Raw genomic sequence first — 16816 nt, forward strand, 5'->3', positions numbered from 1 at the left:
AAAGTCGAAAGGTTAAATATGGAAGGTATCAGTATTGCCAAGCTGCTGATTATCGGTGCGCTTATCGTACTGCTTTTTGGTACCAACAAGTTGCGCTCACTGGGCGGCGATCTGGGCTCTGCAATCAAAGGCTTCAAAAAAGCCATGAAAGATGAAGATACCAGCGCAACCCGAACGACAGCGGAAGATGTGCCAGCAGAACGCGTCGTTCATAAAGATTAATCGGTTATTTGCTGCAAATAACTGTTACTTTTTATTTCAGGCGCATAAAAAAACCAGGCTGTTTCCAGTCTGGTTTTTTGTTTTCACTCTTCTGAACGTCAAGGCGTACTTATTTCACTTCTTCGCCTTTAGCCTGCATATCCGCATGATAGGAAGAGCGGACAAACGGACCGCACGCGGCATGGGTAAAGCCCATAGCCATCGCTTCTGCTTTCATCTCATCGAATTCGGCCGGGCTGACGTAGCGCTGAACCGGCAGGTGGTGGCGGCTCGGCTGCAGATACTGGCCCAGCGTCAGCATGGTGACGCCATGGCGACGCAGATCGCGCATCACCTCAACGATTTCGGCATTGGTTTCCCCCAGGCCCACCATCAGACCCGATTTGGTCGGAACATCAGGATGTGCTTCTTTGAAACGCTCCAGCAGCTTCAGTGACCACTCGTAGTTCGCGCCCGGACGCACCTGACGGTAAACGCGCGGTACGTTTTCCAGGTTGTGGTTAAACACATCGGGTGGCGTCGCGGTGAGAATCTCCAGCGCGCGATCCATACGGCCCCGGAAGTCCGGCACCAGCGTTTCAATTTTAATGGCAGGATTTTTTTCGCGAATGGCGCTTATGCAGTCGGCAAAGTGCTGCGCGCCGCCATCACGCAAATCATCCCGGTCCACCGAGGTGATCACCACGTAGCGCAGGCCCATATCGGCAATCGTCTGTGCCAGTTTCGCAGGTTCGTTAGCATCAGGCGCATTAGGACGGCCATGAGCCACATCGCAGAACGGACAACGACGGGTGCAGATTGCGCCAAGAATCATAAAGGTGGCGGTGCCGTGGTTAAAGCATTCGGCGAGGTTAGGGCAGGACGCCTCTTCACAGACCGAGTGCAGCCCGTTTTTGCGCATCGCAGCTTTGATACCCTGAATACGACTGGAGTCGGCTGGCAGCTTGATTTTCATCCATTCCGGCTTACGCAACATCTCCTGCCGTTCAACAGCCACGGTTTTCACCGGGATCAGCGCCATTTTGTCTGCGTCACGATATTTGACGCCGCGTTCCATCTGAATTGGTTTACTCATAAATCAGCAGGTTCCGGTCGGATTGCGATTTGAAAGCGTTCCCACTCAAACCGGGAAAGGGGCTTTCAACTTTATTTGAAAAAAGTGCAAAAATTATATCATCTCATCGTCTGCGAAGCAGCCATAGTCAGCGTTGAAAAGTTACATATTTGTAAATTGGCATTCTGCGTTAACGCTTAACAGGGAGATCGCCTGCAATCCATTCAACATTTTCATAACCTGACAGCCGCGCAAAGGCGCTGACCAGCGGGGAACGCACCTGCTCTGTGGTCACGTCGGGCTGAAAATGTTTCAGCTGGGTCATACTCATCCCGGCGTAACCACAGGGATTGATGCGCAGAAAAGGAGATAAATCCATGGCAACATTCAGCGCCAGGCCGTGAAACGAGCAGCCTTTGCGAATGCGTAATCCCAGCGAGCAGATCTTCTCTTCACCGACATAGACGCCGGGTGCATCTGCGCGGGCGCGGGCGCTGACGCCGAACTCTGCCAGCGTGGCGATCACCGTCTCTTCCAGAATAGTCACCAGCTGGCGTACGCCGAGCTTACGGCGTTTCACATCAATCAGAACGTACATCACCTGTTGTCCCGGCCCGTGATAGGTGACCTGACCGCCACGATCGCTCTGCACCACCGGAATATCGCCTGGCATCAGAAGATGTTCTGCTTTTCCCGCCTGACCCTGAGTAAAGACCGGAGGATGTTCGACCAGCCAGATTTCATCACGACTCTGGTCGTCGCGCTGGTCAGTATAATGGTGCATGGCGTCGGAGACAGGTTGCCAGTCACGCAGACCGGACTGACGGACAAAGAGGGTTTCAACTGACAAAGCGATAGCCCGCTAAAGGAAAAAACGCTGAGGATAACGTCGGCAAACCGTCAGGCAGCGGCGTCTTGCCGACCCGTGAATTACAGTACCATCCGCACAATTTCGATCTGGCCCAGCTCTTCGTACAGACGTTCGACCTGCTCGATGTGGGTGGCGTTGATAGTGATGTTTACAGAGTGATAGTTGCCTTTGCTGCTCGGCTTAACTTCAGGGCTGTAATCGCCGGGCGCATGACGTTGCACCACTTCAACCACTTGATCAACCAGCTCCGGTTGTGCCAGACCCATTACTTTGTAGGTAAACGGGGTAGGAAATTCGAGCAGCTCATTCAGTTTGGTTTTCATATTAACTCCGGTGCATAAAAAACAGGCTCCCGCCTGAGCGGGAGCATCATAATATCTGGTAATGGGGACGAAAGGGTGATTTTTCAATCACCCTTTACGCTTAACCGAACCAGTGATGGAACATCAGTTTGATGTAATCCACAATACGGCCAAAGAACCCCCCCTCAGCGATCTCGTTCAGCACCACCAGCGGACGCTGTTCGATAGTCTTGCCGTCCAGCTGGAAGTTGATGCTGCCGACAACCTGGTTTTTCTTCAGTGGGGCATGCAGTTCCGTGTTGGTCAGCACATAGCTGGCTTTCAGATCTTTCATACGGCCACGTGGAATGGTCAGGTAAGCATCTTTTTCCACGCCCAGCTGCACGCGGTCGTTATCACCGAACCAGACTGGCTCAGAGGCGAACTCTTTACCCGCTTTCAGTGGCGCAACGGTTTCAAAGAAACGGAAGCCCCAGGTGAGCAGTTTCTTACTCTCGGTTTCACGGCCTTTAAAGGTATGACCGCCCATGACGGCAGAGATCAGGCGCATCTGGCCTTCAGTCGCGGACGCCACCAGGTTATAACCAGCAGAGTTAGTGTGGCCGGTTTTAATACCGTCCACATTCAGGTTGGTATCCCACAGCAGACCGTTACGGTTCATCTGACGGATGTTGTTAAAGGTGAACTCTTTCTCTTTATAGACAGCGTACTCTTCCGGCACGTCGCGGATCAGCGCCTGGCCGATCAACGCCATGTCGCGCGCGGAGCTGTACTGACCTTCAGCGTCCAGCCCATGCACGGTCCCGAAATGGGTATTCTGCAGGCCAATCGCTTTAACGTAGTTGTTCATCAGATTAACGAACGCATCCTGGCTGCCGGCGACATAGTCAGCCATCGCAACACAGGCGTCGTTACCCGACTGCAGTACAATCCCACGCGTCAGCTGAGAGACCGGCACGCGGTCGCCTGGCTTCAGGAACATCAGGGAGGAACCTTTGAACACCGGGTTGCCCGTGGCCCAGGCATCCGGACCCACAGTGACTAAATCGTCCTGATGAATTTTGCCCGCTTTCACGGCCTGACCGATGACATAGCTGGTCATCATCTTGGTCAGACTGGCAGGATCGCGGCGTGCATCGGCGTTTTTCTCTGCCAGCACTTTGCCCGAGTTGTAGTCGATAAGGACATACGCTTCAGCATCAATGTCCGGCACGCCCGGAATCATGGTTTTGAGATTGACGTCATCAGCAATAGCAGCATGGCTGAGAGAGAAAGCGATCAGTGATCCCACTGTCAGGCGTTTCAGCAAACGAGATGATTTCAGCGTGTTCATGTGTAGGACTACAACATCCGTGAGTTTGAGGTTAAAAATGTCACTCATCATACCCAATGCCAGTGAATCTGGCACCGGGCGTGATGATTGGGTTGTTAGCAGACGTAACGTGTCACTGTCTGATAAACCGATCAGCGACGCGTGTTAGTAATGAATGAGGCGGTCTGGCCTTCACTGCTCAGGCGCTGTTGCAGCGCAGCCGCTTCGGCACGGGAGCTGTAACCGCCGAGCTGAACGCGATAAACGTTGTTGCCCGCGTCTTCGACCTTGCCGGGTACACCGTAACGCTGGCTCAGGCTTTTCATCATCTGCTGAGCACGCGCCGGGTCATTCAGTGCACCGACCTGCACGACATAGCCGGCTGCGGCACCACTGCTGGCTGCCGACGCAGCGCTGGCGGCTACAGGAGCAGCACTGCTGGCGGCCGGTGCAGTGACGGGCGCGGCGGCGGGTGGTTCACTGCCTTCCAGCACGCCGTTCGCTAATGGCTGAGGTGCGCCAAGAAAGCCGCTGCTTTGAACCGGCGCACCCATATTGTCACCGCCCTGCAGCGTGCTGTTGCTGATGGCTTCTACGTTTTGGGCTGGCGGTTCAGCGTTTGCGGCGCTGCCGCCATTCATCACCGCACCCCCGCTCAGGTCCGGGCGGGCAGGCAGCGAGTAGCTCTGTTTGGCGACCACAGTACCAATGGTGCCCGGGCCAGAGAGCGTACCGTCGGGAGCCACCTTGATATAGTCGACTCGTACCCGTGAATTATTGGAGATGTTCAGACGGTCACCGGCTGCCCGCGACAGGTCGATGATGCGTCCTGGCGTATAGGGACCGCGATCGTTAACGCGCACCACAATCTGACGGCCGTTCGCGATATTGGTTACGCGCACATAGCTCGGCAGCGGCAGAGTAGGGTGGGCGGCCGTCAGCGCATCCGGATCGTAGGCTTCACCGATGGCGGTGCGGTTGCCCTGTGCCTCTTCGCCGTACCAGGTGGCCAGACCGATCTCGCTGAAGTTCGACGGATCTTTGATGATGCGATAATTTTTGCCGTTAACGCTGTAATCCTGGCTGGTGCCCGGATTGATCGGCTCATAACGAGGCTCAACGCCTGGAATCTCTACTACGGGCCCATTGTAAGCCGGTTGCGGCGGTGCCGTATTTTGGGGTTCCGGCGTGGTACAGGCCGCCAGAACCAGTGATGCCAGTGCAACGCCAAGCCATTCCTTACGCATCTGCAGCCTCTTAGACACTTTTAGATAACATTTTTCGGTGAGTGTGGATCGACATCACAATGCCGAATCCCGCCATAAGCACGATTAGCGCGGAGCCGCCATAACTGACCAGCGGCAGCGGCACGCCAACTACCGGTAAGATACCACTAACCATGCCAATGTTAACGAAAACATAAACGAATAAAATCAGCATTAAACCGCCCGCCATGACCCGTCCAAACGTGGTCTGCGCGCGGGCTGCGACAACCAGCCCGCGCATGATCAGCAGCAGATAAAGGGTCAGCAGCAGCAGTACACCAACCAGCCCTAACTCTTCGGCCAGAACCGCAAAGATAAAGTCGGTATGACGCTCCGGTAAAAACTCCAGCTGAGACTGGGTGCCCTGCAGCCAGCCTTTGCCGCGCAGTCCGCCTGAACCGATGGCGATTTTCGACTGGATAATGTGATAACCCGCGCCCAGCGGATCCGTTTCCGGGTCGAGCAGCATCATAACGCGGTCACGCTGATAGTCGTGCATCAGGAAGAACCACAAAATCGGGATAAAGGCGGCGACCAGCAGCATCGCCACGCTAATCAGTTTCCAGCTCATCCCTGAAAGGAACAATACAAACAGGCCTGAGGCGGCAATCAAAATCGAGGTGCCGAGATCGGGCTGTGCGGCCACCAGCAGGGTGGGCAGGAAGATCAGAATCAGCGCGATACCCGTATTTTTCAGCGTTGGCGGACAGACATCGCGGTTAATAAAGCGCGCCACCATCAGTGGCACCGCGATTTTGGCAATCTCAGAAGGCTGAAAGCGAACAAAGCCGAGATCGAGCCAGCGCTGTGCCCCTTTACTGATCTGACCAAAGGCATCCACCGCCACCAGCAGAATGACGCAGACAATATAGAGATAGGGCGCCCAGCCTTCATAAACGCGCGGCGGCACCTGCGCCAGCACAATCATGATCACCAGACCCATCGCGATCTGACCGAGCTTACGCTCCATCATGCCGGGATCCTGTCCGCTGGCACTCCAGATCACCACGGCGCTGTAAGTCAGCAGCGCGAGAATGATCAGCATAAACATCGGATCGATGTGGATGCGCATCCAGATCGATCGTTTCTGCGGACTATCTTGCATCGACATGTTTATTCACCTTCATAACCGGGCGGCACAGGGGCAGCGTCCGGCAGAACTGTATTGTTATCACCCAACATAATGTGATCCAGAATCTGGCGCATCACGGTGCCGACAGCCGGACCGGCACCACCGTTTTCCAGGATAATGGTCACAGCCACCCGAGGTTTGTCATAAGGGGCAAACGCGGTCATTAATTTATGGTCGCGTAATCGTTCAGCAATTCTGTGGGCGTTATACGTTTCGTTCTCTTTCAGGCCAAAGACCTGTGCCGTACCGGACTTGGCGGCGATTTTATAAGGCGCATCAGCAAAGCTTTTGTGCGCGGTGCCGTTGGGACGGTTCGCCACGCCGTACATGCCATCTTTGGCGATTTCCCAGTAGCCAGAATGGATATCACCAATCGGGGCCTCTGGCGGCTGGCGATAGGGCACAAGAGTCCGGCCTTCACGAGTGGCGCGCAGCATATGCGGCACCTTGACGACGCCATCGTTGATCAGAATCATCATCGCTTTGTTCATCTGCAGCGGGGTTGCCGTCCAGTAACCCTGGCCGATTCCCACCGGAATGGTGTCACCCTGATACCACGGCTTTTTAAAGCGCTTCTGCTTCCACTCGCGGGTCGGCATGTTACCGGCGCTCTCCTGCGGTAAGTCGATGCCGGTACGGCTGCCGTAACCAAATTTATTCATCCATTCTGACAGGCGGTCAATACCCATGTCGTAGGCGACCTGATAGAAGAAGGTGTCGGCAGACTCCTCCAGCGCTTTGGTGACGTTAAGACGACCGTGACCCCACTTTTTCCAGTCGCGGAAGCGCTTCTCTGAACCGGGAAGCTGCCACCAGCCCGGATCAAACAGACTGGTATTACGGTTAATCACGCCAGCACTCAGCGCAGAGACTGCTACATAGGGTTTAACCGTCGAGGCCGGTGGATAAGCCGCCTGAATCGCACGGTTATAGAGTGGGCGATTTTCATCTTCCAGCAGGCCGCGATAATCCTTGCTGGAAATACCGTCGACAAATAAGTTGGCATCGTAACTGGGTGTGGAGACCATGGCGAGAATTTCGCCGGTGCGCGGATCGCTGACGACAACAGCGGCGCGACTGCCCGCCAGCAGGGTCTCGACATACTGCTGCAGTTTGAGATCGATCGTCAGATAGATATCGCGGCCAGCCTGAGGCGACTCCTCATGCAGCTGGCGAATGACGCGGCCACGGTTGTTGACCTCAACCTCTTCGAAACCGGTTTTGCCGTGCAGCAGACTCTCGTAATACGCTTCAATGCCAAGCTTGCCGATGTCATGCGTCGCGGCGTAATTCGGCCATATGCCTTCTTTATCGAGGCGTGCAACGTCACGATCGTTAATTTTTGAGACATAGCCAACGACATGCGTCAGCGTGGCACCGTAGGGATAGTAGCGGCGCTGATAACCTTTAACCTCCACGCCGGGAAAGCGGTACTGATTGACCGCAAAGCGTGCCACCTGAACTTCATTCAGACCGGTTTTAACGGGAATGGAGGTAAAGCGACGCGAGCGTTTGCGCTCTTTCTGGAAGTTTTCGAGGTCTTCGTCCGTCAGCTCAAGCACCGGGCGTAAGTTTTCCAGCGTCTGCTGCAGGTTATCGACTTTCTCCGGCACCAGTTCTGCCTGATAGATGGTGCGGTTCAGTGCCAGCGGCGTGCCGGTGCGATCGTAAATAATGCCGCGGCTGGGTGCGACAGGCACCAGTTTAATGCGGTTCTGATTGGAGCGGGTGCTGTAATCATCAAAGCGAAGAATTTGCAGATGATAAAGGTTAACCACCAGGATTGAAGAGAGCAGTAAGATACCGACGAAGGCGATGAACGCCCGACGGACAAAGAGTTTCTGTTCGGCGCTGTAATCGCGAAAGGCGTTGCTTTGTAATTTCATCCGCTACTTGTCATGTCTGATGTGGGCTGATCGGTCATTCACGATGATAAGGATGATTAGTCGTTATACTCCAGGCCCGATACAGACTTTCGGCCACCAGCACGCGCACCAGCGGATGAGGCAACGTCAATGCTGACAGTGACCAGCTTTGCTCTGCCGCCGCTTTACAGGCTGGAGCCAGGCCTTCAGGCCCGCCGATCAGCAGGCTGACATCGCGACCATCCAGCTTCCAGCGTTCAAGCTGCTGCGCCAGCTGCGGGGTTTCCCACGGTTGACCTGGAATATCCAGCGTAACGATGCGATTGCCTTTGCCGACCGCCGCTAACATCGCTTCACCCTCTTTTTCAAGGATGCGTTTGATATCAGCATTTTTGCCGCGTTTACCTGCGGTCACTTCGGTCAGCTCAAACGGCATATCTTTCGGGAAGCGGCGCAGATAGTCCATGAAACCGGTCTGCACCCAGTCGGGCATTTTTGTGCCGACGGCAACAAGTTGCAGTTTCACCGATTAGCTCCAGAGTTTTTCCAGCTCATACAGCTGGCGACTCTCTTCCTGCATCACATGTACGATGACATCACCCAGATCAACCACGACCCAGTCTGCCGCGCTTTTACCTTCAATGCCCAATGGCATCAGGCCAGCCAGACGGGATTCCTGCTCAACGTGTTCTGCGATCGACGTCACATGACGCGTGGAGGTGCCGGTGCAGATGATCATGAAATCGGTGATGCTGGATTTGCCCTGAACGTCAATGGTGACAATGTCCTGGCCTTTGAGATCATCAATCTTATCAATAACGAACTGTTGGAGTGCTTTACCTTGCAAAAGGTTCCCCTTGGAATCTGGTGGTATCGGGCTGGCTGTAAGCCCGGAGAGTGCAGCCAAAATTTAAGCGGCGCAGTATAGCATGCCCGGATCAGTCGCGATATAAGCCTTCGCGGTCGATATAGTCAATCACCGCCGCGGGCAACAGGTCGTCGCAGGGCTGGTTCTGATGGCGACGGCGGCGGATTTCTGTCGCCGAAATGTTATAGAGCGGGGTTTCCGCCAGCCAGATATGACCTGCGGGCTGCTGATGCAGCTGCCGGATATCCTGAGCAAGGTGTTGATCGAGCCACTGCTGCATCTCCGGCGAGTCGAACCGGGTCGGATAGCCAGGGCGCTGGCACACCAGCAGATGACAGAGTGACAGCAGGTCCTGCCAGCGATGCCATTTCGGCAGGCTTAGCAGGGAATCCTGACCAATAATAAAAGCCAGCGGCTGCGCTGCACCGCGTTCGGCGCGCCAGGCTTCCAGGGTGGTTACGGTCCAGGAGGGCGTGTCGCGCTCCAGCTCACGGGTATCAATCTCATACAGCGGTAAGCCGCGGATAGCACAGCGCAGCATAGCAACCCGCTGGGCGGCGCTGGCTTCCGGTTGCGGACGATGCGGTGGCACATTGTTGGGCAGCAGCGTCACACGCTGCAGGCCGGTCTGTTGAGCCAGCGCTTCGACCGGACGCAGATGACCAAAATGAATCGGGTCGAAGGTGCCACCAAATAGCGCGTGTAACTCAGACATGGGCAAAACTCGTCGGAAAAGCACGACTGCTGAGCAGCAGCGTCAGGGTCTGTAACTGCGGCCACACCGGCTGCCCATAATCCTGCTTCAGAGTGATCTCAATCTGACTGAGCAGATGAATCGCGCGTTGCAGACGGGTGGCGTCCAGGCGTTGCAGTGCATCGGTGAACAGCGCGCGGCGGTTCTGCCAGATACGCTGCTGATCCATCAGGGTACGCAACGGCTGCTGCGCCTGATGGCGTTGCAGATGCAGCAGCGTCAGCAGATCGCGCTGCAGCGTGCGCAGCAGAATCACCACTTCGCTCTCTTCTTTCTCCAGCTGATGCAGGATATGCAGCGCGCGACGGCTCTTCCCCGCCAGCAGAGCATCGACCCAGTGGAACGGTGTGAAGTGGGCCGCATCGCTGACCGCCTCTTCAACCCGGGGCAGGGTCAGCTTGCCGTCAGGCCACTGCAGTGAGAGCCGCTCCAGCGCCTGGGCCAGCGCCAGCAGATTGCCTTCATAGCAGTAACACAATAGCTGCACAGCCGCGTCATCGACCGAGAGTTTCAGCGCCTTAGCCCGATTCACGACCCAGCGAGGCAGTTGTGCCTGTTCGGGCGTCTGGCAGGGCACTAAAACTGCAGAGGCGGACAGGGCTTTAAACCATGCACTGTTTTCCTGCGCGCGGGTCAGCTTTGGCATCCGGCAGATCAGCAGAATATCGGCGTGCAGCAGCTGCGACAGCTTAACCAACTGCTCGGCCATTGCGGCATTGGGGCCATTCTCGGGGAATTGCAGCGTCATCGTCTGACGCTGGGCAAACAGACTCAGTGACTGGCAACTGGCAAACAGGCTCTCCCAGTCAGTCTGGGCGTCCAGCGTAAAACTAAAATGTTCTTCAAATCGCTGCGCGGTTGCGGCGGCACGGATGGCATCCGCACTCTCCTGCAACAGCAGCGGTTCGTTTCCGGCTAACAAATAACAGGCGCGCAGCCCCTCACGGAGCTGCGCGCTGAGTTGCTCAGGGTAAATCCTGATCATTGCAGGCTGGTAGCAGAGGAAGAAGGTGCTTCCTGTGAACCCTGACCCGGAACCGGAATCACTGACGCCGGTAAGGTCTCTTTGTTGTTGATCTGTGCGGCATGCACGGTCAGCAGCTTACGTACCAGCTGTTCGGCAGCACGCTGACGCATCTCCTGCGTAATCAGATCCTGCTCGGCATCTTTTGCCAGCGCAGCATTCGGGTTATCGAAGAATGAACGATAAACCGTGGTGCTGATTGGGTAGATTCCTTTGCCCGGCAACAGGACCTGCGCCGTCAGCGTCATGACCAGCTGATACTCAGCAGAGGTGCCGCTGATAAAGACCGATGCGGTGTTACGTCCCGACACCTCAGGACCCAGACGCAGCGTCGGAATATCGGTGCGGTTCTGTTTAGTGTCTTCAACAATAGTGACATCGTTGATACGCAGTTGCTGGCGCACAGTACGCGCCAGCGGTCCATAAGGATCGCCGGTTGAAACAATCAGGGTTTTCAGTTCGCTGGGCACCTGTGTGGTGCCGCGCGGATGAAAACCGCAGCCAGCGGTGATAACCACCGCCAGCATGACAAACAGCCTGATAATCGGATGTCGCACAGTTCCTCCTGAACTTAACCTACGACCAGGTTAAGCAGTTTGCCCGGTACATAAATGACTTTACGGATAGTCACGCCGTCCAGATACTTCGCTACCAGATGTTCCTGGGCAGCGCGTGCCTGAACCTGTTCCTGCGTTGCCTCGGCGGGTACGGTAATTTTGCCACGCACTTTACCGTTCACCTGTACCACGACCAGCAGTGAATCTTCAACCATAGCGGCTTCATCCGCCACCGGCCAGCTCGCTTCATCGATGGTGCCTTCGCCACCCAGCGTCTGCCACAGAACATAGCAGGCGTGCGGGGTAAACGGATAGAGCAGACGGACGATAGCCAGCAGCGCTTCCTGCATCAGAGCGCGATCCTGCTCGCCTTCCTGCGGGGCACGCGCCAGTTTGTTCATCAGCTCCATAATCGCTGCAATGGCGGTGTTGAAAGTCTGACGACGGCCAATATCATCCGCCACTTTGGCGATGGTTTTGTGCAGGTCACGACGCAGCGATTTCTGCTCGTCATTGAGGCTAGCCACATCCAGCGCCACGGTCGCACCCTGTGAGGTGTGCTCGTAGACCAGCTTCCAGACACGCTTCAGGAAGCGGTTCGCCCCTTCAACGCCCGATTCCTGCCACTCCAGCGTCATATCGGCCGGTGAAGCAAACATCATGAACAGACGCACGGTATCCGCGCCGTAACGCTCAACCATCAGCTGTGGGTCGATGCCGTTGTTTTTCGACTTCGACATTTTACTCATGCCCGCGTAAATCACCTCGCGGCCCTGCGTATCGGTGGCTTTTACAATGCGGCCTTTCTCATCACGCTCAACCTCAACGTCAACCGGTGAAACCCAGTTACGCTCGCCGTTGTTACTGAGATAGTAGAAGGCGTCAGCCAGCACCATGCCCTGGCACAGCAGACGTTTGGCCGGTTCATTTGAGTTGACCAGGCCCGCGTCACGCAGCAGCTTATGGAAGAAGCGGAAATACATCAGGTGCATGATGGCGTGTTCGATACCACCCACATACTGATCGACCGGCAGCCAGTAGTTTGCGGCGGCCGGATCCAGCATGCCTTCCTTGTAGCTGGCGCAGGTGTAGCGCGCGTAGTACCAGGAGGACTCCATGAAGGTGTCAAAGGTGTCGGTTTCACGCAGAGCAGGCTGGCCATTTACGGTGGTCTTCGCCCACTCCGGATCCGCTTTGATCGGGCTGGTAATGCCATCCATTACCACATCTTCCGGCAGGATCACCGGCAGCTGGTCTTCAGGTGTCGGCATTACGGTGCCATCTTCCAGCGTGACCATTGGGATCGGTGCACCCCAGTAACGCTGACGGGAAACACCCCAGTCGCGCAGACGGTAGTTCACTTTACGAACGCCCACGCCTTTTGCCGCGAGAGAATCTGCAATGGCGGCAAACCCTGCGGCGTGATCCAGACCGTTGAACTCGCCTGAATTAAACAGCGCGCCTTTGTCGGTCATTGCCGCGGCGCTGACGTCAGGAATAGAGCCATCCAGATTGAGTACTACCGGCTTGATCGCCAGATCGTATTTAGTGGCAAATTCCCAGTCGCGCTGGTCGTGCGCCGGGACCGCCATGACCGCGCCGGTGCCATATTCCATCAGCACGAAGTTAGCGACCCAGATCGGGAGAAGCTCGCCGGTCAGCGGATGAATAACAGACAGGCCGGTCGCCATGCCTTTCTTCTCCATGGTCGCCATATCGGCTTCGGCCACTTTGGTATTGCGGCATTCAGCGATAAAGTCAGCCAGTGCCTGGTTATTCACCGATGCCTGGGTTGCCAGCGGATGACCCGCCGCAACGGCAACATAGGTTGCGCCGATAAAGGTATCCGGGCGGGTGGTATAAACGGTGACTTTCTCTTCGCTGTCAGCAACGTCGAACGTGATTTCGACGCCTTCAGAACGGCCAATCCAGTTACGCTGCATGGTTTTGACCTGCTCAGGCCACTCTTCCAGCGTATCCAGATCGTTCAGCAGCTCTTCCGCATAATCGGTGATTTTGATAAACCACTGCGGGATCTCTTTGCGCTCAACTTTGGTATCGCAGCGCCAGCAGCAGCCATCAATTACCTGCTCGTTCGCCAGCACCGTCTGATCGTTCGGACACCAGTTGACGGCAGAGGTCTTTTTATAGACCAGACCTTTTTCATACAGTTTGGTGAAAAACCACTGTTCCCAGCGATAGTACTCTGGCTGGCAGGTCGCCAGTTCACGACTCCAGTCATAGCCAAAGCCCAGCAGTTTAAGCTGGTTTTTCATGTAGGCGATGTTGTCGTATGTCCAGGGGGCCGGTGCGGTGTTATTTTTAACCGCAGCGCCTTCCGCAGGCAGGCCGAAAGCATCCCAGCCAATCGGCTGTAGTACGTTTTTGCCGAGCATACGCTGATAACGCGCGATTACGTCGCCGATGGTGTAGTTACGAACGTGGCCCATATGCAGGCGGCCAGAAGGATAGGGCAACATGGAGAGGCAATAGTATTTCTCTTTACCTTCCTGCTCAGTCACTTTAAACGTTTCGTTTTCATCCCAGTGTTGCTGCACACGGGATTCAATCTCTTCCGGGCGGTATTGCTCTTGCATGGCTGCCTGTGGTCCTTTATGAATAACATTTTTCGGGCTCTACGATCCGCATAGCATACCCATAAGGCCGCGTATCAACAACACTTCCCACTTTTGCTGGCACGATTTCTGCTGAAAGCGTCAGCCTCTTCACCCTTTTGTAATTCACTGTACAGACGACACGGCAAAAGCCGCATTGCGACTAAACTTAATTCAGCGAGGGTCTGCATAAAGGAGAATAAAATGAATAAAGTAGCTCAGGAATATCGCGAGTCGTTAGCCGTACTGACCGAACGTCTCCGTCAGGGCGATCGGAACCTTGATGAGCTGATTGCCGGGCGACGCAGCCAGTTACGGGTGCGCGATGATATGACGGAAGAAGAGATTGATCAGGCGCTGAGCTCGGTGCGCCGTGATTTGGGCGAATTTGCACGCAGTTATACCGATGTGGAAGAGCCGCTGGCGGATTCACTGTTTATGCGCATTATTCGCGAGAGCGTCTGGAAAGAGCTGGCGGATATCACCGATAAAAGTCAGCTGGAATGGCGCGAAGTCTTCCAGGATCTGCATCATCACGGTGTATATCAGAGCGGCGAAGTGGTGGGGCTGGGCAATCTGGTGTGTGAGAAATGTCAGTTTACCCGGGCGATCTATACGCCGGAAACCCTGTCGCGCTGTCCGGAATGCGGCAATGATCAGTTTCAGCGTCAGCCTTTTGAACCCTGATAATAAAAACGATGCGGGCCACTCAGGTGACCCGCATAGGTTATTTAGTGCAGAATTTTAGCGAGGAAATCTTTAGCACGGTCAGACTGAGGGTTATTAAAGAAGTCATCTTTATTGGTGTCTTCGATAATTTTTCCTTCATCCATGAAGATCACACGATTAGCAACTTTTCGGGCGAAGCCCATCTCGTGAGTCACCACCATCATCGTCATCCCTTCCTGCGCCAGCTCGACCATCACATCCAGCACTTCGTTGATCATTTCCGGATCCAGCGCGGAGGTCGGTTCATCAAACAACATCGCGATGGGATCCATGCAGAGTGCACGTGCAATCGCCACACGCTGCTGCTGTCCGCCCGATAGCTGACCGGGGAACTTCTCGGCATGGGCTGAGAGACCTACACGTTTCAACAGCTTCAGTCCTTTATCGCGGGCTGCTGCTTTGTCACGTTTCAGCACTTTCACCTGCGCCAGCACCAGATTGTTGATAATGCTCAGATGCGGGAACAGCTCGAAGTGCTGAAACACCATACCGACCTGGCTGCGAAGTTGTGCAAGGTTGGTTTTTTTGTTGGTTACCTCAGTGCCGTTGACCGCAATCACGCCCTGCTGAACCGGCTCAAGGCCATTCACCGTTTTGATCAGCGTCGATTTACCGGAGCCGGACGGCCCGCAGACCACCACTACCTCACCGGTTTTGACCTCGGTTGAGCAGTCGGTCAGCACCTGAAAGTGACCATACCACTTAGAAACATTTTTCAGGCTAATCATTTAAACCGTCCTTTTTCTTTTCAGATAGCTGACCAACAGCGATGCGCTCAGGCTGATAACGAAGTAGACCAGACCTGCAAACAGAACCATTTCAACCTGGGTGCCGTCGCGCTCACCAATAGTGGACGCAGTACGGAAGAAGTCCGCCAGGCTTAAGACATAGACCAGCGAGGTATCCTGGAACAGCACGATACCCTGCGTCAGTAACAGCGGAACCATGGCGCGGAACGCCTGCGGCAGGATGATCAGGCGCATTGCCTGCCACTGTGTCATACCCAGCGCCAGCGCGGCATTGCCCTGTCCACGCGAAATACTGATGATGCCGGCACGAATGATTTCGGAGTAGTAGGCCGCTTCAAACAGCGAAAAGGCAACCATGGCGGAAATCAGCCGGATATCGGTTTTCGGCGACAGGCCCAGCACCTGCTGCAGGAAACTCGGCACCACCAGATAGAACCACAGCAGCACCATGACCAGCGGCACCGAACGGAACAGGTTGACGTAGATTTTGGCGAACCAGCTGATGGGCTTAAAGCTCGACAGACGCATCACCGCCAGCAGGGTGCCCCACAGAATGCCGAAGACCACGGCGGTAATGGTTATCTTGAAGGTAATCACTAAGCCGTTAAGCAGATAGGGCAGGCTGGGTGTAATCGAACTCCAGTCAAAGTCGTACATTACTTGCCTCCCGCATTGCCTGGCAGCCGGACTTTGCGCTCGACCAGACTCATCAACAACATAATCACCAGGTTAATCGCGACATAGGCCAGCGTAATGGCGGTAAAGGATTCATAGGCGTGAGCAGAATAGTCGAGCAGTTTGCCCGCCTGTGCCGCCATATCGACCAGACCAATGGTGGAGGCGATAGCGGAGTTCTTCACCAGGTTCAGCATTTCCGAAGTCATCGGCGGCACAATCACGCGATACGCATTCGGCAGCAGGACATAGCGATAGGTCTGCGGCAGCGTTAGTCCCATCGCCAGACCGGCATTTTTCTGTCCTGCCGGCAGTGACTGAATGGCTGCGCGCACCTGCTCGCAGACGCGGGCGGCGGTAAACAGGCCAAGACAGATCATTGAAGAGAGGAAGAACTGAATGTTGGGGTCCAGCTCAGACTTAAACCACATGCCGAGCTTTTCGCCCACCAGTTCGGGCGCGACCAGATACCAGAAGAAGAACTGGACGATCAGCGGAATGTTGCGAAACAGTTCGACATAGCAGGTGCCAATGGTCGCCAGCAGGCGATTAGGCACAGTGCGCAGAATGCCGAAAAATGAACCCACGCAGAAGGCGATAATCCAGGCGCAGCAGGAGACGGCTATCGTCACCTGAAAACCGGACCACAGCCAGCCGAGGTAGGTCGTGTTACCGAACGGGGCCTGTTCGAGGAAAATGCCCCAGTTCCAATTGATACCCATAACGAGCTCCGGAAAAAAAGGGTAGCTAAGCTACCCTGAAGATTGATGAACGGCGTTTTATTTCCTGACTCAGGGGAACGACCCGTGTCAGTCTGTCTGT

At 55.3% G+C, this 16816-nt stretch carries 18 protein-coding genes; 2 read left to right on the plus strand and 16 right to left on the minus strand.

Translation table 11 applies throughout. The annotated features are described in order from the left end of the window. The first annotated feature begins 18 nt into the window (after positions 1-18). Positions 19-222 carry a twin-arginine translocase subunit TatE gene (gene tatE, locus F3I44_RS13335; protein WP_003854033.1) on the plus strand — a complete coding sequence of 68 codons (204 nt, stop codon included), beginning with the start codon at positions 19-21 and terminating at the stop codon, positions 220-222. 109 nt (positions 223-331) lie between these two features. Here the strand turns inward: tatE and lipA are convergent, their stop codons facing one another. The 13 genes from lipA to leuS all read right to left on the minus strand — a co-directional run bounded on the left by lipA (position 332) and on the right by leuS (position 13823). Further along, on the minus strand, positions 332-1297 hold the full coding sequence (gene lipA / locus F3I44_RS13340) for a lipoyl synthase (protein WP_150012355.1): 966 nt from the start codon (positions 1295-1297) through the stop codon (positions 332-334). Positions 1298-1466: 169 nt separating this feature from the next. Further along, positions 1467-2126, minus strand: a complete 660-nt coding sequence (gene lipB / locus F3I44_RS13345; protein WP_150012353.1) for a lipoyl(octanoyl) transferase LipB — start codon at positions 2124-2126, stop codon at positions 1467-1469. Positions 2127-2206: 80 nt separating this feature from the next. After that, entirely contained in the window at positions 2207-2470 is a 264-nt protein-coding gene (gene ybeD, locus F3I44_RS13350; protein WP_013357093.1) for a DUF493 family protein YbeD, read from the minus strand. A gap of 100 nt (positions 2471-2570) precedes the next feature. Beyond that, entirely contained in the window at positions 2571-3782 is a 1212-nt protein-coding gene (gene dacA / locus F3I44_RS13355) for a D-alanyl-D-alanine carboxypeptidase DacA (RefSeq protein WP_150012427.1), read from the minus strand. Positions 3783-3913: 131 nt separating this feature from the next. Then, positions 3914-5008 (minus strand): endolytic peptidoglycan transglycosylase RlpA, encoded by a 1095-nt coding sequence (rlpA, locus tag F3I44_RS13360; RefSeq protein WP_150012351.1) that lies wholly within the window; start codon positions 5006-5008, stop codon positions 3914-3916. 10 nt (positions 5009-5018) lie between these two features. Further along, on the minus strand, positions 5019-6131 hold the full coding sequence (mrdB, locus tag F3I44_RS13365) for a peptidoglycan glycosyltransferase MrdB (RefSeq protein WP_150012425.1): 1113 nt from the start codon (positions 6129-6131) through the stop codon (positions 5019-5021). Positions 6132-6139: 8 nt separating this feature from the next. Then, complete coding sequence (gene mrdA / locus F3I44_RS13370) at positions 6140-8044, minus strand: peptidoglycan DD-transpeptidase MrdA (RefSeq protein ID WP_150012349.1); 1905 nt, start codon at positions 8042-8044, stop codon at positions 6140-6142. Positions 8045-8078: 34 nt separating this feature from the next. Then, entirely contained in the window at positions 8079-8549 is a 471-nt protein-coding gene (gene rlmH / locus F3I44_RS13375; protein ID WP_150012347.1) for a 23S rRNA (pseudouridine(1915)-N(3))-methyltransferase RlmH, read from the minus strand. A 3-nt stretch (positions 8550-8552) separates the two neighbouring features. Further along, a complete protein-coding gene (rsfS, locus tag F3I44_RS13380; protein WP_150012345.1) occupies positions 8553-8870 on the minus strand; it encodes a ribosome silencing factor in 318 nt (105 codons plus the stop codon). A gap of 91 nt (positions 8871-8961) precedes the next feature. Beyond that, complete coding sequence (gene nadD / locus F3I44_RS13385) at positions 8962-9606, minus strand: nicotinate-nucleotide adenylyltransferase (RefSeq protein WP_150012343.1); 645 nt, start codon at positions 9604-9606, stop codon at positions 8962-8964. Beyond that, entirely contained in the window at positions 9599-10630 is a 1032-nt protein-coding gene (gene holA, locus F3I44_RS13390; RefSeq protein WP_150012341.1) for a DNA polymerase III subunit delta, read from the minus strand. The genes nadD and holA overlap by 8 nt, the downstream gene beginning before the upstream one ends. Beyond that, entirely contained in the window at positions 10627-11226 is a 600-nt protein-coding gene (gene lptE, locus F3I44_RS13395) for an LPS assembly lipoprotein LptE (RefSeq protein ID WP_150012339.1), read from the minus strand. The genes holA and lptE overlap by 4 nt, the downstream gene beginning before the upstream one ends. 14 nt (positions 11227-11240) lie before the next feature. Next, positions 11241-13823 carry a leucine--tRNA ligase gene (gene leuS, locus F3I44_RS13400; RefSeq protein ID WP_150012337.1) on the minus strand — a complete coding sequence of 861 codons (2583 nt, stop codon included), beginning with the start codon at positions 13821-13823 and terminating at the stop codon, positions 11241-11243. Between the two features lie 222 nt (positions 13824-14045). Here leuS and F3I44_RS13405 point away from each other — a divergent pair, with 222 nt between their 5' ends. After that, positions 14046-14528, plus strand: a complete 483-nt coding sequence (locus tag F3I44_RS13405; protein ID WP_033731844.1) for a zinc ribbon-containing protein — start codon at positions 14046-14048, stop codon at positions 14526-14528. Positions 14529-14572: 44 nt separating this feature from the next. Here the strand turns inward: F3I44_RS13405 and F3I44_RS13410 are convergent, their stop codons facing one another. From F3I44_RS13410 to F3I44_RS13420, 3 genes are read right to left on the minus strand one after another with little or no spacing between them, the layout of a single operon-like run. Beyond that, positions 14573-15298, minus strand: a complete 726-nt coding sequence (locus F3I44_RS13410) for an amino acid ABC transporter ATP-binding protein (protein ID WP_150019440.1) — start codon at positions 15296-15298, stop codon at positions 14573-14575. After that, on the minus strand, positions 15299-15976 hold the full coding sequence (gene gltK / locus F3I44_RS13415; RefSeq protein ID WP_098051226.1) for a glutamate/aspartate ABC transporter permease GltK: 678 nt from the start codon (positions 15974-15976) through the stop codon (positions 15299-15301). Further along, positions 15976-16716: an amino acid ABC transporter permease gene (locus F3I44_RS13420; RefSeq protein WP_150012335.1), complete on the minus strand. Its 741-nt coding sequence runs from the start codon at positions 16714-16716 to the stop codon at positions 15976-15978. The genes gltK and F3I44_RS13420 overlap by 1 nt, the downstream gene beginning before the upstream one ends. Positions 16717-16816 lie beyond the last annotated feature (100 nt).

It is taken from the genome of Pantoea sp. F_5 (genome assembly GCF_008631595.1).
In the GTDB taxonomy this organism is placed as follows: domain Bacteria; phylum Pseudomonadota; class Gammaproteobacteria; order Enterobacterales; family Enterobacteriaceae; genus Pantoea; species Pantoea gossypiicola.

Coding starts and splice junctions, on each gene's coding strand:
- tatE (WP_003854033.1), top strand. CDS start 19: ATGGAAGGTATCAGTATTGCCAAGCTGCTGATTATCGGTGCGCTTATC.
- lipA (WP_150012355.1), bottom strand. CDS start 1,297: ATGAGTAAACCAATTCAGATGGAACGCGGCGTCAAATATCGTGACGCA.
- ybeD (WP_013357093.1), bottom strand. CDS start 2,470: ATGAAAACCAAACTGAATGAGCTGCTCGAATTTCCTACCCCGTTTACC.
- dacA (WP_150012427.1), bottom strand. CDS start 3,782: ATGAACACGCTGAAATCATCTCGTTTGCTGAAACGCCTGACAGTGGGA.
- rlpA (WP_150012351.1), bottom strand. CDS start 5,008: ATGCGTAAGGAATGGCTTGGCGTTGCACTGGCATCACTGGTTCTGGCG.
- mrdB (WP_150012425.1), bottom strand. CDS start 6,131: ATGCAAGATAGTCCGCAGAAACGATCGATCTGGATGCGCATCCACATC.
- mrdA (WP_150012349.1), bottom strand. CDS start 8,044: ATGAAATTACAAAGCAACGCCTTTCGCGATTACAGCGCCGAACAGAAA.
- nadD (WP_150012343.1), bottom strand. CDS start 9,606: ATGTCTGAGTTACACGCGCTATTTGGTGGCACCTTCGACCCGATTCAT.
- holA (WP_150012341.1), bottom strand. CDS start 10,630: ATGATCAGGATTTACCCTGAGCAACTCAGCGCGCAGCTCCGTGAGGGG.
- leuS (WP_150012337.1), bottom strand. CDS start 13,823: ATGCAAGAGCAATACCGCCCGGAAGAGATTGAATCCCGTGTGCAGCAA.
- F3I44_RS13405 (WP_033731844.1), top strand. CDS start 14,046: ATGAATAAAGTAGCTCAGGAATATCGCGAGTCGTTAGCCGTACTGACC.
- F3I44_RS13410 (WP_150019440.1), bottom strand. CDS start 15,298: ATGATTAGCCTGAAAAATGTTTCTAAGTGGTATGGTCACTTTCAGGTG.
- gltK (WP_098051226.1), bottom strand. CDS start 15,976: ATGTACGACTTTGACTGGAGTTCGATTACACCCAGCCTGCCCTATCTG.
- F3I44_RS13420 (WP_150012335.1), bottom strand. CDS start 16,716: ATGGGTATCAATTGGAACTGGGGCATTTTCCTCGAACAGGCCCCGTTC.